Consider the following 14,660-nt stretch of genomic DNA (forward strand, 5'->3'; position numbering starts at 1 on the left):
TAACAAAACTGATGTATTTTTCAAGCTTGACAAAGCAGAAAAATTCATAGTTTTGTGACTTGTGGAAATGAGAATTTCACGCTAACGTATTGCGGCAATGGCGATTAGCGGCGGTTACCTGCAGGTTCTATCTTAATTTAATAAACTTCCCTGTATTTGGAACCACGGTCAAATCATTCGATTTTGGAATTGTTATATCTTCCACACCGAAATTTATAGTGTCATTTTTTAATTGACTTTTTGAAATTAGGATTCGATATTTGGAATTTTCGTCTTGAAGGAAAAACACAAATTTTTTGTCATCAATTTTTCCCATAATTGTTTTTCCGCTTGGTGAATATTTACTATAGCTGCTTCCAGTTATCGTTAAAATTCCATCGAGTTCTTTATGTTCTTTATTATTTAACATCATGTATTTTCCTTGCAAAGTATTTTGAGGAGTTGAGAAAGCGCAAACTACAATAAACAAGAAGGAAACGGTGATTATTTTCATTTTTTTGGTTTGTTTGAATGGTCGAATTTGATTCGATTTTTTTTTCGGAACTTGCAGGTAACGTTAGGCGTGTGACGGCCGTTGCGGAAATTCGGAGAGAGTTCTCTCTGCCGAACGAAAGCGAAGTTAAGGAAAATGGCGTTCACACTACCGAAAACCAGCAATGGCTCGCCACACGCGGTTACCAGCGGTGTTTGTTTTTTAACATTTTGGCCCTTTTCGAAATATTTTTAAAAAATAATGAATCACTGTTTACTTCCTCTGATGATTTTCCTAAAATTTCTCTTCTATTAAATTCTGAAGTTAGAATTGTAAACTTAATAATTTGACTGACCCTTTCCATGCAGCTTCACATTCATCTTCGTAATCTGAATTAATAGCTAATATTATCAAATTTTCTGTTGTTGGAATTGGAGATTTATATAGAATTTTATTTCCTCCACCGTGATATTCAGTGTTTGGATGAAAAGTTATCCATTCATTTGATTCTGAGTCTATAAAAATTTCGGTCCAATTTTCACGTTTAACTAATGATAATTTTGATTGAAGTTCAATAATCTTAGTCTGATCAGAAATTATATATTGATTTTTTAAGATTGTCATTTTATGGATTTTGTGTTTCAACATCGCTGGTAACTTGTATATCCCAGCCAAAAACACCCCCAAACCATCCCAATAAAGCAGGATAACGGAAGTTTCACCAAAATATAAAACAATAATACCCAATAATCAGATCATATCCAAAGGGTTCCGAATGTTCTGTACGGATGAATCCGAAACATGCGTATAAATCATCGTAGTTTTTGGGCTGCTGTGTCCAAGGAGATCCTGGATATAGCGTATGTCGGTACCGTGTTCAAGCAGGTGAGTGGCGAAACTATGCCGTAAGGTGTGAAGGGAAATAGACTTTTTAATTCCGGCGCGAGCAGCCGCATTTTGCAAAACCGATTGGGCGGCGCGCGAAGAATATTGCCCTCCCGACGGTCCTTCAAACAAAAAAACCTTCGGTTGGTAAACCACAAAATACTCGCGCAACAACACCAACGCCTTCTGCGACAGCAACGTATATCGGTCTTTTCGTCCCTTCGCGTTTCGCACATGGATCAACATTCGGTCACTGTCGATATCGGCCATCTTCAAATTCAAAACCTCGCTGATCCGGAAACCGCCCGAATAAATCAAACTCAAAAGCGCCTTGTGTTTCAGGCTAACCGCCGCCATCATGATCCGGCCGACTTCATCCATACTCAGCACCGTCGGCAATTTTTTCTCTTTTCTCGGGCGTTCGATGTCTTGGATGTCGATATCAATCTGCTTGTAATTTACGAACTGCTTAATCGCATTTATCGCCTGATTCTGATACGAAATCGACTTTTTCGGCAATACGATAAATTCATAATTAAACTGGGCGACAGTACGCGGATTTATTTCCGTTAGCCCTCTTCTTCGTAGGTATTTCAGAAAGAATTCGGCTAAACCGCAATAGGTGTTGATCGTCGCATCACTGTATCGCCGAGTCTGCATCCAACGCCTGAATTTCTGCAAATCGGCATATTCAGTTTGAGAAAGCATGATCTCATTGAAATTCTCTTTCATTCTTTTCTCTTTGGCATCAAGCCTCGTTCTATCCACAAAAGCAATTTTTCCGAGTAACATCTGCGCGTGTGCTGCGTTTTCCAACGAATATGAAACATACCAAAACTCGCGCGACTGGCTCCAGGTCGCGTCGATTTCATGACTCACGACATGTCGAAGGGTTGTTTCATTTTCAAATTTCAGGGAAAGGACATCCATGTTTCGGTGCCAGACAATGTCCAAAATAACGGTAGGTAAAGGCTGCATATTCTAACTATTTGGCGTGTATAAAGCATAAATATAACAATTATTTTTTGAAGCTGATCCTGCTGTCCGCTTTTACTCCTCGCAATCCACGCCGTTTTTGCACGCGTCTCGTCGGGCTTCCTATGGTCGCCGCGCGCCGTCGGCAAAAACTGGCGTCGCTTGCTGTGGGGTAACCGCTTCCATCAGGGCTAGGCGGAATTTTCAAAACAACGCATTCGTTAAAAACCATACATGAACTTGCATCCAAATCCACTATTTTTGCAAAAGGCAATGCCGATCCAACAACAACACAGCATGTACAAATCGATTATCCGACCGCTGCTCTTTCGTCTCGATGCTGAAGAAGCGCACCATTTCACCTTTTCCTGGGTTCGAAAACTCTCCAAGATTCCCGGATTTCTCTCCATTGCGCGCTCACTCTACAATGTGAACGACAAACGCCTGGAACGCGAAGTCTTCGGCCTGAAGTTCAAAAATCCCGTCGGTTTAGCCGCAGGATTCGACAAAGACGCCAAACTCTACAACGAGCTTTCAAATTTCGGGTTCGGGTTTATCGAAATCGGAACCTTGACCCCGAAACCACAAGACGGCAATCCCAAGAAACGCTTGTTCCGACTGCGTGAAGACTCGGCCATCATTAACAGAATGGGCTTTAATAACGGCGGAGTCGATGCCGCTGTCGAACGATTGAAAAAAAATAAAAACGTGCTCATCGGCGGAAACATCGGCAAGAATAAAATCACGCCGAACGAAGATGCGGTTTCAGATTACGAAATCTGCTTCGACGCGCTTTTCGATCACGTCGACTATTTCGTCGTCAACGTAAGTTCGCCAAACACGCCCAACCTGCGCGCGCTTCAGGACAAAGAACCGCTTACGGCATTGCTACAAACGCTGCAGGATCGCAATTCGGCGCGTCCAAAATCAAAACCGATTCTCTTAAAAATCGCACCCGACTTGACCGACGACCAACTGCTCGACATCATCGACATCGTCAACCAAACCAAAATCGCGGGCGTCATCGCCACGAACACGACCATTTCCCGCGACGGATTGCTGTCGGAAAATAAAGGCGAAATGGGCGGATTGTCGGGAAAACCATTAACGCAGCGTTCCACCGAGGTCATTCGATTCCTCTCGCAAAAAAGCAACGAAAGCTTCCCGATCATCGGCGTCGGAGGAATCCATACCGCCCAAGATGCGCTCGACAAACTCGAAGCCGGAGCCAGCCTCGTGCAATTGTACACGGGATTCATTTACGAAGGCCCGGATTTGATCAGACAAATCAACAAAGCCATTCTCGCCAAAAAAGTCTAAGAAAACGTTTTCGTAAAAACTGTATCTTTGCCCACCTATGAACACGGTCAAGATCATCGAATGTCCGCGCGACGCCATGCAAGGCATCAAAACCTTTATCCCGACGGAGCGCAAGATCGCGTATCTTCAATCGTTGTTGCGCGTCGGTTTTGACACGCTCGACTTCGGGAGTTTCGTGTCGGCCAAGGCGATTCCGCAAATGCAGGACACGGCTGAAGTCTTGGCGAACCTCGATTTGTCGGCCACCAAAACCAAACTGCTCGCCATCGTTGCCAACACCCAAGGCGCGCAATCGGCGTCGCAGCACAATGAAATTCGATATTTGGGTTACCCGTTTTCGATTTCCGAAAACTTCCAGATGCGAAATACCCACAAAACCATCGCTGAATCGCTCGTCACGTTGCAGGAAATCCTCGACATCGCCGATCAATCGAACAAAGAAGTCGTCGCTTATCTTTCGATGGGATTCGGAAATCCGTACGGTGATCCGTGGAACGTCGAAGTGGTAGGCGAGTGGACGGAGAAACTCGCGGGAATGGGCGTGAAAATCCTGTCGTTGTCAGACACGATCGGCAGTTCGACGCCCGACGTAATCGAATATCTGTTCTCGAATTTGATCCCGAAATATCCGCAAATCGAATTCGGAGCGCACCTGCACACGACGCCCGACAAATGGTTCGAGAAGGTCGACGCGGCCTACAAAGCGGGTTGCCATCGTTTTGACGGCGCGATCCAGGGTTTCGGCGGCTGTCCGATGGCAAAAGACGAACTCACCGGGAACATGCCGACCGAGAAATTATTGTCGTATTTCACCCAACAAAAAGCCGCGACGGGAACAAGCCCGATGAGTTTCGAAAGCGCGTACAACGAAGCGACGAGAGTTTTTGGGGAGTTTCATTGAAGGTACAAGGTGCAGGGCGCAAGGCTCAGGGCACTAGATCGCGGTAGCCTGATGAGTCGTCATGGGATTTGTGTCTGCCAATCTGCTATCTGTAAATCTGCCATCTTTTTAGAAGCTGATCCGGCTGTCCGCTTTTAGCTTTCTTCAAAACGCCATTTTTGCCGGGTTTCCCAAGAGCTTCCTTTGGTCGCTTCGGCAAACCTGCAAAAAGAGCCGTTCTGTGTGAAAGGCTAACCGCTTCCATCCGGGCTAGGGAGTCCGTTAGAGGTAATAAATCATCGTTAAGGAGGCATAGTAAGTTATAGCAATCCGCACAAAGCACTTCCTTGCCAAATTGCGAAATAAGTTACCGAGAGAAGATCTCGAATCTCCATGAAACAGCGACATTTTGTATGTTCTGGCGCCGGCTGGGCAATCAGATTATTTCTATTGCGATTCCTATGTGGTCACTCAATTTTTTATCCAGATTCCAAACGGTTTCGTTCGTCTTTCTGTCTTTTAAAATTGATTTTGAAATAACGATATGATCGATGTTTTCAGGAATGTTTTCAGTTGTAATTTCTAAATCCAAATTTTGAAATGTTCTGCAGAAATTCTCGCGTCCTGATTTTGTAAAATAATAATTATCGCAAAATGAAATATTCAAATCTCCCGCATATATAATTGGAAGATTTACCTCAAATAATGTGGTTAAATCTTCTAGTTGTTGTTGCTGGTCAACTAAAAAATCATCACGCCTGTTTCCAAAAATTCCTACAATCGTCGCATAAACAATAAGATTTCCCAGCGGTGTTTCAAATTCAATTGATAAACTTGTTTTGTCATCACGCGTTTGAAAAGATCTTACGATTCGATATTTCGACAAAATGCTCGTTCTTCTTTCTCCTGATAAATAAAAATCTTCGGGTAGTTCTGCGGAATGCGAATAATTATATTCTTCGCCAATGTATATTGATCGGTTAGTCTCGGTTAGAATAATTATATCCGCGTCGATACTTTTAAGGATTTCTACAATCTTCGAAATCCGTGAAGAATTTGATTTAGGCCTTTCGAGATTCCAAGTCGCAATTTTCATTCTCGTTCTTATTATTTTGATTAGGCAGATAACGCACCTGTGGTTCTGAAACTCATTAATCTGAATTGTAAAATCCCTAAATCTAAACTATGCCAATCCACCACTGATGAAACGCCCCTGGATTATCGACAAAAACCTTTTCCCCAATCATCGGCGTCCATAAATCAATCCCGCTGCCTTTCACTGATTCCGAAACCTTGAGGATCGGTTCGTCCCAGGCGTGAGGCGCGAGCGAGAATTTGCCCCAATGGACGGGCAAAAGCGCTTTCGTATTTAAATTTTTTGCAGCCGGGATGATTTCCGACGGCAACATGTGAATGTACCGCCAGTCGGGATTGTATTGGCCGCATTCCAAAATCGCGAGATCGAACGGCCCGAATTTTTCCCCGATTTCGGCGAAATGCGTATCGAACCCGCTGTCGCCGCCCAAATAGATTTTTCTGTTTCCGATTTCTAATACGAACGAAACCCAGATCGCGCCGTTGCGTTTGAAACCTCGGCCCGAAAAATGACGCGCAGGCGTGATGTGGAAACGCGCATTTTTGAATTCAAATGATTCATTCCAATCTTTCTCGATGATTTTTTCAGGGTCGTAACCCCAGGATTTCAAATGAGCGCCCGTTCCCAGGCCGGTCAAAACGGTATCAATTTTCGGTCGCAACTTCGCAACGGTCTTGTAATCCAAATGATCCCAATGGTCGTGAGAGATCAGCAGCAGATCGATGTCGGGAAAATCCTCGACCGCATACACGTCGCTTCCCGCAAAACTGTTCGTCGTGCCGTTTACAGGCGATGCCGAACCGCTGAAAACCGGATCGACCAAAATTTTCAGGCCGTCGATTTGCATGAAATACGACGAATGTCCAAACCAGACCAACACGTTTTCGTTCGGATCGAGACGTTTCAAATCGGTTTTTTGCGATGGGATCCTGTGTTTTGGCTTCGTCCGCGGATTTTTATTGAACAGGAATTTATAAAGTACTTTGGGCATCGTCGAACCCTCGGTCAATTGAGGCGTGAACGAAAGATTCTGGAACTGTCCGTCGCGAAAATTCGGAGATTTTTTGATTCGCTCAAGGGTTTCCGCTGACGGTTTTTTCCCGAATTCGGCGCGCTGCATGAACGCGTAGACAGCCAAAATGAAAAGCAAAATCAACGATAGCAAAGCGTAAAGCATGGAAAATTGTGTTTGTTCGGCTAAAGATAGAACGAAACGAAAACGTGTTCGTCGCTTTAACGTAAATTTCTGATTACCGCTCCAAATTTTGTGTTGTTAAAAAACGTATATTTGCACGCAATTTAACCGAGAACTTGTTTAACCTTTCACGATTGGCTGCAAAATAATCTTTTTCGTTCCTTTCCCACATTTTTCTCGACCCATAGCGCTGCTATGAATCTCAAAAAATCTGGAAAATGAACAAAAAATCTTTATTTTTCGCTTCAACCGCAAAAGACCAAACCAGTTCGACAACCTTAATTGCAAATGAACGCACACACAACTAAAATCATCGGCGAAGGTCTTACTTACGATGATGTCCTGCTGGTTCCCAATTATTCTTCAGTACTTCCGCGCGAAGTCAGCATACAGTCAAAATTTTCACGCAACATCACGCTCAACGTTCCCATTGTTTCGGCGGCGATGGATACCGTAACTGAAAGCGCCATGGCGATCGCAATGGCACAGGAAGGCGGAATCGGCGTATTGCACAAAAATATGACGATCGAGCAACAGGCCGCGAAAGTGCGTAAAGTAAAGCGAGCCGAGTCGGGCATGATCATCGATCCCGTCACGCTGCCGCTCACTTCTACGGTCGCCGACGCGAAAGCCGCGATGCGTGAATTCGGAATCGGGGGAATTCCCATCGTCGACGAAGACAAACAACTCAAAGGAATCGTGACCAACCGCGATTTGCGTTTCGAGAAAAACCAGCAACGCGATATCGTCGAGGTCATGACCGCGATGCCACTCGTTACGGTTGCCGAAGGAACGTCGCTTCAAGAGGCCGAAGTCATCCTTCAAGGCCATAAAATCGAAAAACTTCCAGTCGTCAATTCCCACAATACGTTGGTCGGTTTGATCACGTTTCGGGATATCACGAAACTCACGCAAAAACCGATCGCGAACAAAGATTCACTCGGGCGTTTGCGCGTCGCGGCTGCCATCGGTGTTACGGGCGACGCGGTCCTGAGAGCCGAAGCACTTGTAAACGCAGGTGTCGACGCGATCATCATCGACACGGCTCACGGACACACGAAAGGCGTCGTCGAGATTCTGCAGCAAGTGAAAGAGCGTTTCAAACAAGTCGACGTGATCGTCGGCAATATCGCGACGCCTGAAGCCGCAAGATATCTGGTAAACAATGGTGCCGACGGTGTAAAAGTCGGTATCGGACCGGGTTCGATCTGTACGACACGTGTCGTGGCCGGAGTCGGGTTTCCACAATTCTCGGCCGTGCTTGAAGTCGCCGCCGAACTCAGAGGTTCAGGTGTTCCGGTCATCGCCGACGGAGGAATCCGTTACACAGGCGACATCCCGAAAGCACTCGCAGCCGGAGCCGACAGCGTCATGATGGGATCGCTTCTCGCGGGAACGAAAGAATCTCCGGGCGAAACGATCATCTTCGAAGGCCGAAAATTCAAGTCCTACCGAGGAATGGGTTCGGTCGAAGCGATGAAAGAAGGCTCGAAAGACCGCTATTTCCAGGACGTAGAAGACGATATCAAAAAATTGGTTCCTGAAGGAATCGTCGGGCGCGTGCCGTACAAAGGCGAACTCAACGAAAGCATGCAGCAATTCATCGGCGGGCTTCGTGCCGGAATGGGATATTGCGGTGCGAAAGACATTCCGACGTTGCAGGAAACCGGGCGTTTCGTCCGCATCACATCGAGCGGAATCACTGAAAGCCATCCGCATAATGTTACGATTACGAAGGAAGCTCCGAATTACTCACGATAATTGGCTTTAGGCTTTAGGCTTTAAGCTTTAGGCTGTAAGCAACGCGATGGGAAACCGTCGCGTTTTTTGTTTTATGGAAACTGTGATAACGTCAATTGATAAGGGTTCGTTTTACGATTTGCCAGATCAGGAATACGACGATGAGGGCGATGTAGAACGGCCATCGCGATTTTTTCTCGAGCGTGGATTTCAGCATATCCGATTCGTCGGATTCAAAAGTGTATGAATAGCCCTGCAATTTCGTATCGAACAGGTCATCGCGGGCTTCGTCCAACGGTTTGCCCAAGAAGCGCGAGCAAAATGCAAACGTGATGCTTTCCCCGTCGAATTCGTTTTCTTCATGGTCATGAGCCGGACCTTCGTAGAATTTCGTCTCTTCCATGAGCGGTTTTCCTTCATCGGCGAAAATTCCTTCGTCGGACGTGCCACCGAAACAACGGATTTTCTCACGATTTTTTACAAGCGAGAATCCCCACAGATCAACGACGCTGTGTAAAACGACCGACCCGATTTCAGCAGTCGGAAAACTGTCGCACAAAAACGATTCGGCTGTCGTCAATTTTGTAGGCATCGACAAACTTTCCATCGGCAAATCGTGTGTGCAAATGATAAGATTGTTTCTGTATGTTCCAATGTAAACTTCGCCTTTGAGAGGATTGATTACCGATTCGAATGCTTTTGACCCGATTTTTTCCACGCCTGAAAACCCGAGTCCCGACAAGAGTTGTTCGTGGTTTTTGGAGCCTGAATCCGATATCGCGATGAATGATGCTTTCCAACCCATTTTTGAAGTTTAGATTTTAGATTTTAGACTTGGGCGATGATGAATTGATACCTATTTTCGAAAACAAAACGCAAACTAATTCAGTAACATTTAGTGTGTAAATTTCGGAGATTTGACGTTGGTTAATTCGCGGTCGAACAAAAATCATTTCCCTTTAAATTGCTTGTTTTCGTAGGCTTCGATTTCGGGCAAATCCAAAATATACTGCTTTGAATCCCAATCGATACCAAAGCCTTTCAAATATATTTTCAATGGTTCGAGTCCGACCGATTCTCGTCTTTTGTCCACGTTTTCGGGATCTTCGAGCGGACGGAGGTAATTCTTTTGAGTCTCCGAATTCGTCCCGATCTGGCTTCCGTATATTTGTTTCCGACCATTTTCAAGTGCCGTGCGATCTTCGAGAAGTGCGAGGCTCGAGGCTTCGGCATTTCCTTTTTTGACGGCGTCGCGCATGATGGGTAAATACTTTTCGTGGGTTTTCCTGTCGGCGTGCTGGATTACGAGAAATAGGGCCGAACTACCGCGAACGGACTCACGACTCGGCCAGCCAAATTCGTCGATTATCTTGGTAACTTCAATCAAATTGATCGAATCGGTCTTTTTGATGCGTTCCCAAAGTGCGTCGATCTCGGGCGAATTTTTTCCATATTTGGTTTCGACGCTGGAAATCAGCTTGCGATATCGCTGGTCTTCGCTATGAATTCTCTCGAGTTTTTCGACAAGCGGCCAATTGATTTTGGCTTTGGAAATCTCGCCGTTCCTGCGTGCGTTCTCGAGAAAATTTTGCCAGCGCACGTCGTTTTTGAGATTCGCCATATCGGCATCGGTCGAGGCGTGGAAAGAATCGGTAAAACCATCGCTTATTATTTTGTCCAATTGAACGAACGCCGAATCCGGAATATTGGCCAAAGCCCAGGAACAGGCGGCGTTATAACGGTCAGAAGATATGCTTTTGGTTTTCAACGCGAATGCTTCCGAATATGCGACTGCCGATTCGCGGAACGATTTCGCCTCATAAAGCGAGTCGGCTTTTTTGACCAACGTCGAATATGTTGACGATTTGGGTTGCGCCAAGGTGAATGTGGCGCACATGCAAAAAGCGAAGATTGGAAATCGGTTCATAAGGTTTGTTTCGGGCAGGCTGTTCCGGCAGAAGCGTGCGAGAGTTCATTGCCGAGATTTAAAAATTATACAATATACGATTGTCCTTTGCGATATAAATGAGAATTTTATTTATTGATTCTCGAGTACGCAAACTCATGGCGCAACTAACCGCTGGCCGCTATTTTTCCAATTGAACGAACGACGAATCGGAAAAATTGGCGAGCGACCAAGAAAAGCGGAAATTGTAAGGCGCCATTCCGTTGGTTTTCGGACATAATTGGAATGCTTTCGACTACGTCAGTCCCAAATTCTTATTGTGCTTATTACGAAACCACTGCGCAGATCGAAGTGGCGAACAATAATCTGTTTTTCATGTGTTGAAGCCGGGTTATCGACCGCTATTCATGCTCGAGAAGCAGCGTCGCAAGCAATTTCTTATCGCCCACGATCCAAAGGATGTCGTCCTTTTCGAGAATGAGATGCGAATCGGGATTCAAGATGCGATTTCCTTTTCGTTCGATGCCAACGACGAGACCTTTCGTTTTTTCGCGGATCTGCGACTGTCGGATGCTGTGCCCGATGTAATCCTGATTGTGCAATTCGAGTTGCTGTAACGCGATGTCCGGCAACGTCCCGGCTTCAGGCAAATCCATTTCATTTCGGTCGAGATACGCCTTGAATTCCAAAACTTGTGCGTCGGTGCCGATCACGCAGATCTCGTCCCCGGGAAACAACCTTTCGTTTCGGCTCGGGATGTTTATGTTGATCTCGCCTCGTTTTATGAACGCGACGTTGATTCCCATTTGTTCGCGCAACTGCAATTCCTCGAGCGTCTTGCCCGCGATGTTCGATTCCTTGGCGATATCGAAAATCGTCATGTGGCCTTCCCAAGGCGTCAAATCGCTGCGTTGGCGTTTGCTCCTGATAATTTCGCGAGCGTTGAGGTTTTTCATGAAACGCGTCTCGATCTTATGGTATTGCCTGTTGAGCTGTTTCGGGAAAATCGAATAGATGATGATGACGGCGCAGAACGCTACGAACGCGATTTCAGGCGAAAAAAAGTTGTCGAGCAAAAATCCGATGTAGAACAATGCGAGCACGAATCGGAACAATACCATCATCACGATCGGGCCGCGGTATTTGCGTTCTTCCATGAGTTGCTGCACTTCCTCGACGGCGACGCGACGCAGCGACAACGCCCAAAAGAAAGGCGCGAGGATGAACAGCGTGATCAACGCCGCCAAGCCGTGTCCGAAACGATATTCGCCGACCAAAGGCAATAAGTAATTCGCCGACAATAAAATCCCGCCGATGATGATGAACGAATGGATCACGACTTGGACAAGATATGCGCGGATCACGATCTGCCAATTGCTCGCCGACTTGATCGACTGGGCATTCGCGCTGTAACGTTCGATGCGCTTGATCCATTTACGCGGCAGCTTCCGTTGCAGGAAAGCGGCCGTCGGAGTGGAAAGTTTTACCATAAATGGCGTCGTGAACGTCGTGATGGCCGAAACCGCGACGACGATCGGATACAGGAATTTACTCGTCACGCTTAACGAAGCGCCCAATGTCGCGATGATGAACGAGAATTCCCCGATCTGCGACAAGCTCATGCCCGTCTGCACCGATTGTTTCAAAGGTTGTCCGGCGAGCAAGGCACCGAGCGTCGAGGTCAACGGTTGGCAAATGATCACGACGAAGGTCAGGATTGCGACGGGCCACGCGTGTTCGATCAAAGCGTCGGGATTGATCAACATTCCTACCGATACGAAGAAAACCGCGGCGAACAAATCCTTCACGGGTTTCACGAGGTGTTCGATGTGTTCGGCCTGGGTCGTTTCGGCGATTATCGAACCCATGATGAACGCCCCCAAAGCAGGCGAGAAGCCAACGTTCGATGCGAGCATGACCATTCCGAGGCACAATGCGATCGATATGATCAACAGCATTTCGTCGGATATCAGATGTTTGGCGCGCTTTAGTAACGTCGGGATGAAAAATATGCCGCCCACGAACCAGATCGTGAGGAAGAACGCAAGTTTGCAGACCGACATGATCAATTCGCTGCCCGAGAATTGTCGGCTCACGGCAAGCGTCGAAAGCAAGACCATCATCAAGATCGCCACGATGTCCTGCACGATCAACGAACCTATTACGATTCCCGCGAATTTCTGCGCTTTCACGCCGAGTTCCTCGAACGTCTTGAGAATGATTGTCGTCGAAGAGATCGACAGGATCACGCCCAGGAAAATACTGTCCATTTGTCCCCAATCCATGAGTCGGCCGGCTCCGTAACCCACGCAGATCATGAGCACGATTTGCGTGATGGCCGTGATCGATGCGGTTCCTCCGACCTTCATGAGTTTCTTGAAACTGAATTCGAGCCCGAGGCTGAACAACAGGAAGATGATCCCGATCTGCGCCCAGACCTCGACGCTGTGCATGTCGGTCACACTCGGAAAAAAGTCAAAATGATTGCCTGCCAAGAAACCCGCGATCAGATAACCCAGAACGAGCGGCTGCTTGATTCTTTTAAACAGCAAAACGGCGATTCCGGCTGTCATCAGGATCAGTCCGAGGTCGCTGATAAGCGGGAAAATCTGTTGTGTGGTTTGGGCTGCGGCACTCATTTCGGCGGATATGATTTAATGGAAACGTGAATATAGAAAAAATAAAAAACACTAAAAGCATTACGTCCATCAAGAGTATGATTTCTTAATGAGCTTAACGCTTTTAATGCCAAAAATGTTCTAAAAATTAGATGCCGATGTAGTTCGAAGGTGTGATTTTCATCAACTCCGCTTTTATTTCGTCTGAAACCTCAAGCGTTCCGATAAAATCATGGATGGCTTTCTTGTCGATTACGGTATTCGTTCGCGTGAGGCCTTTGAGCGCTTCGTAAGGATTCGGGTAAGCTTCGCGGCGCAGGATCGTTTGGATCGCTTCGGCCACGACGGCCCAGTTTTTCTCGAGGTCTTCGGCGAATTTGCCTTCGTTGAGCAACAGTTTGTTAAGTCCTTTCAATGTCGCCTCGAATGCGATCAACGTATGTCCGAAAGGAACGCCGATATTGCGCAACACCGTACTGTCGGTCAAATCACGCTGCAGACGCGAGATCGGTAATTTGGCCGAAAGGTGTTCGAAGATGGCATTCGCGATTCCAAGATTTCCCTCGGAGTTCTCGAAATCGATAGGATTCACTTTATGCGGCATCGCGCTCGATCCGACTTCGCCTTCCTTGATCTTCTGCTTGAAATAATCCATGGAGACGTACGTCCAGATATCGCGGTCCAAATCGATCAAGATCGTATTGATGCGTTTCAAGGCGTCGAAAAAAGCTGCGAAATGGTCGTAGTGTTCGATTTGTGTGGTCGGAAATGAATGTTTCAATCCGAGTGTTTCCTCTACGAAATCACGCCCGAATTTCTGCCAGTCGGTGTTCGGATACGCGACGTGGTGTGCGTTGAAATTCCCCGTCGCACCGCCGAATTTGGCAGCGAACGGCACGTTGAACAACAAACGCATCTGCTCTTCCAGACGCTCTACGAAAACGAGGATTTCCTTACCCAAACGCGTCGGGGAAGCGGGTTGGCCGTGCGTTCTGGCGAGCATCGGGATGTGTGCCCATTCCACGCTGAGCTCTTTTAGTTTCGCGATGACTTGGATCAGCAATTTGAGATATACATTCTCGAACGCTTCTTTCGTCGAAAGCGGGATCGCGGTATTGTTGATGTCCTGTGAGGTTAATCCGAAGTGGATGAATTCCTTGAAGTCCTGCAATCCGAGCGCGTCGAATTCTTTCTTGATGAAATATTCCACGGCTTTCACGTCGTGGTTCGTGGTCTTTTCGATTTCCTTTATCGACTTGGCGTCATCGGCTGAAAAGTTCGTATAGATGTCGCGCAACTTCGCGAAGAGGTTCTTGTCGACGCCTGCCAACTGCGGCAATGGCAGCTCGCACAATGCTATGAAATATTCGATTTCGACCAGAACGCGGTAGCGGATAAGCGCTTCCTCAGAAAAATAAGGCGATAGAGAAGCGGTTTTGCTGCGGTAGCGACCGTCGATTGGCGAAATGGCGTTTAATTCGGTGAGCATGTCGTTTTGTTTAGAAGTTGGCAAAGATAGGGTTTCAGGGGTTAATTTGAAAATGAATATTCTGCGGTGTTCCGATCGTTCTTG

12 protein-coding genes are annotated in these 14,660 nt (G+C 46.7%); 3 read left to right on the plus strand and 9 right to left on the minus strand.

Annotation, left to right across the window (positions count from 1 at the left end; genetic code table 11):
- Positions 1-127: 127 nt before the first annotated feature.
- The 3 genes from EOO50_RS13110 to EOO50_RS13120 all read right to left on the minus strand — a co-directional run bounded on the left by EOO50_RS13110 (position 128) and on the right by EOO50_RS13120 (position 2,335).
- Positions 128-493: a hypothetical protein gene (locus EOO50_RS13110; protein WP_290840726.1), complete on the minus strand. Its 366-nt coding sequence runs from the start codon at positions 491-493 to the stop codon at positions 128-130.
- A 303-nt stretch (positions 494-796) separates the two neighbouring features.
- On the minus strand, positions 797-1,096 hold the full coding sequence (locus EOO50_RS13115) for an Imm27 family immunity protein (RefSeq protein ID WP_290840727.1): 300 nt from the start codon (positions 1,094-1,096) through the stop codon (positions 797-799).
- A 126-nt stretch (positions 1,097-1,222) separates the two neighbouring features.
- Positions 1,223-2,335 carry a tyrosine-type recombinase/integrase gene (locus tag EOO50_RS13120; RefSeq protein WP_290840728.1) on the minus strand — a complete coding sequence of 371 codons (1,113 nt, stop codon included), beginning with the start codon at positions 2,333-2,335 and terminating at the stop codon, positions 1,223-1,225.
- A 294-nt stretch (positions 2,336-2,629) separates the two neighbouring features.
- Between EOO50_RS13120 and EOO50_RS13125 the strand changes: the two genes are divergently transcribed.
- Entirely contained in the window at positions 2,630-3,652 is a 1,023-nt protein-coding gene (locus EOO50_RS13125; RefSeq protein ID WP_290840787.1) for a quinone-dependent dihydroorotate dehydrogenase, read from the plus strand.
- A gap of 37 nt (positions 3,653-3,689) precedes the next feature.
- Positions 3,690-4,553 (plus strand): hydroxymethylglutaryl-CoA lyase, encoded by an 864-nt coding sequence (locus tag EOO50_RS13130; protein WP_290840729.1) that lies wholly within the window; start codon positions 3,690-3,692, stop codon positions 4,551-4,553.
- Between the two features lie 415 nt (positions 4,554-4,968).
- Here the strand turns inward: EOO50_RS13130 and EOO50_RS13135 are convergent, their stop codons facing one another.
- Together EOO50_RS13135 and EOO50_RS13140 are read right to left on the minus strand one after the other, a co-directional pair.
- A complete protein-coding gene (locus EOO50_RS13135) occupies positions 4,969-5,628 on the minus strand; it encodes an endonuclease/exonuclease/phosphatase family protein (RefSeq protein ID WP_290840730.1) in 660 nt (219 codons plus the stop codon).
- 82 nt (positions 5,629-5,710) lie between these two features.
- A complete protein-coding gene (locus EOO50_RS13140; RefSeq protein WP_290840731.1) occupies positions 5,711-6,805 on the minus strand; it encodes an MBL fold metallo-hydrolase in 1,095 nt (364 codons plus the stop codon).
- A 306-nt stretch (positions 6,806-7,111) separates the two neighbouring features.
- On the opposite strand from EOO50_RS13140, the gene guaB reads away from it, so the two are divergent.
- Positions 7,112-8,584, plus strand: a complete 1,473-nt coding sequence (guaB, locus tag EOO50_RS13145; RefSeq protein WP_290840732.1) for an IMP dehydrogenase — start codon at positions 7,112-7,114, stop codon at positions 8,582-8,584.
- 91 nt (positions 8,585-8,675) lie between these two features.
- Here the strand turns inward: guaB and EOO50_RS13150 are convergent, their stop codons facing one another.
- The 4 genes from EOO50_RS13150 to purB all read right to left on the minus strand — a co-directional run bounded on the left by EOO50_RS13150 (position 8,676) and on the right by purB (position 14,576).
- Positions 8,676-9,368, minus strand: a complete 693-nt coding sequence (locus tag EOO50_RS13150; RefSeq protein ID WP_290840733.1) for a hypothetical protein — start codon at positions 9,366-9,368, stop codon at positions 8,676-8,678.
- 144 nt (positions 9,369-9,512) lie between these two features.
- Positions 9,513-10,490 carry a DUF6624 domain-containing protein gene (locus EOO50_RS13155; protein ID WP_290840734.1) on the minus strand — a complete coding sequence of 326 codons (978 nt, stop codon included), beginning with the start codon at positions 10,488-10,490 and terminating at the stop codon, positions 9,513-9,515.
- Positions 10,491-10,870: 380 nt separating this feature from the next.
- On the minus strand, positions 10,871-13,108 hold the full coding sequence (locus EOO50_RS13160) for a cation:proton antiporter (protein ID WP_290840735.1): 2,238 nt from the start codon (positions 13,106-13,108) through the stop codon (positions 10,871-10,873).
- 127 nt (positions 13,109-13,235) lie between these two features.
- On the minus strand, positions 13,236-14,576 hold the full coding sequence (purB, locus tag EOO50_RS13165) for an adenylosuccinate lyase (protein ID WP_290840736.1): 1,341 nt from the start codon (positions 14,574-14,576) through the stop codon (positions 13,236-13,238).
- Between the last annotated feature and the right edge of the window lie 84 nt (positions 14,577-14,660).

This window comes from Flavobacterium sp. (assembly GCF_004211145.1).
In the GTDB taxonomy this organism is placed as follows: Bacteria; Bacteroidota; Bacteroidia; order Flavobacteriales; family Flavobacteriaceae; genus Flavobacterium.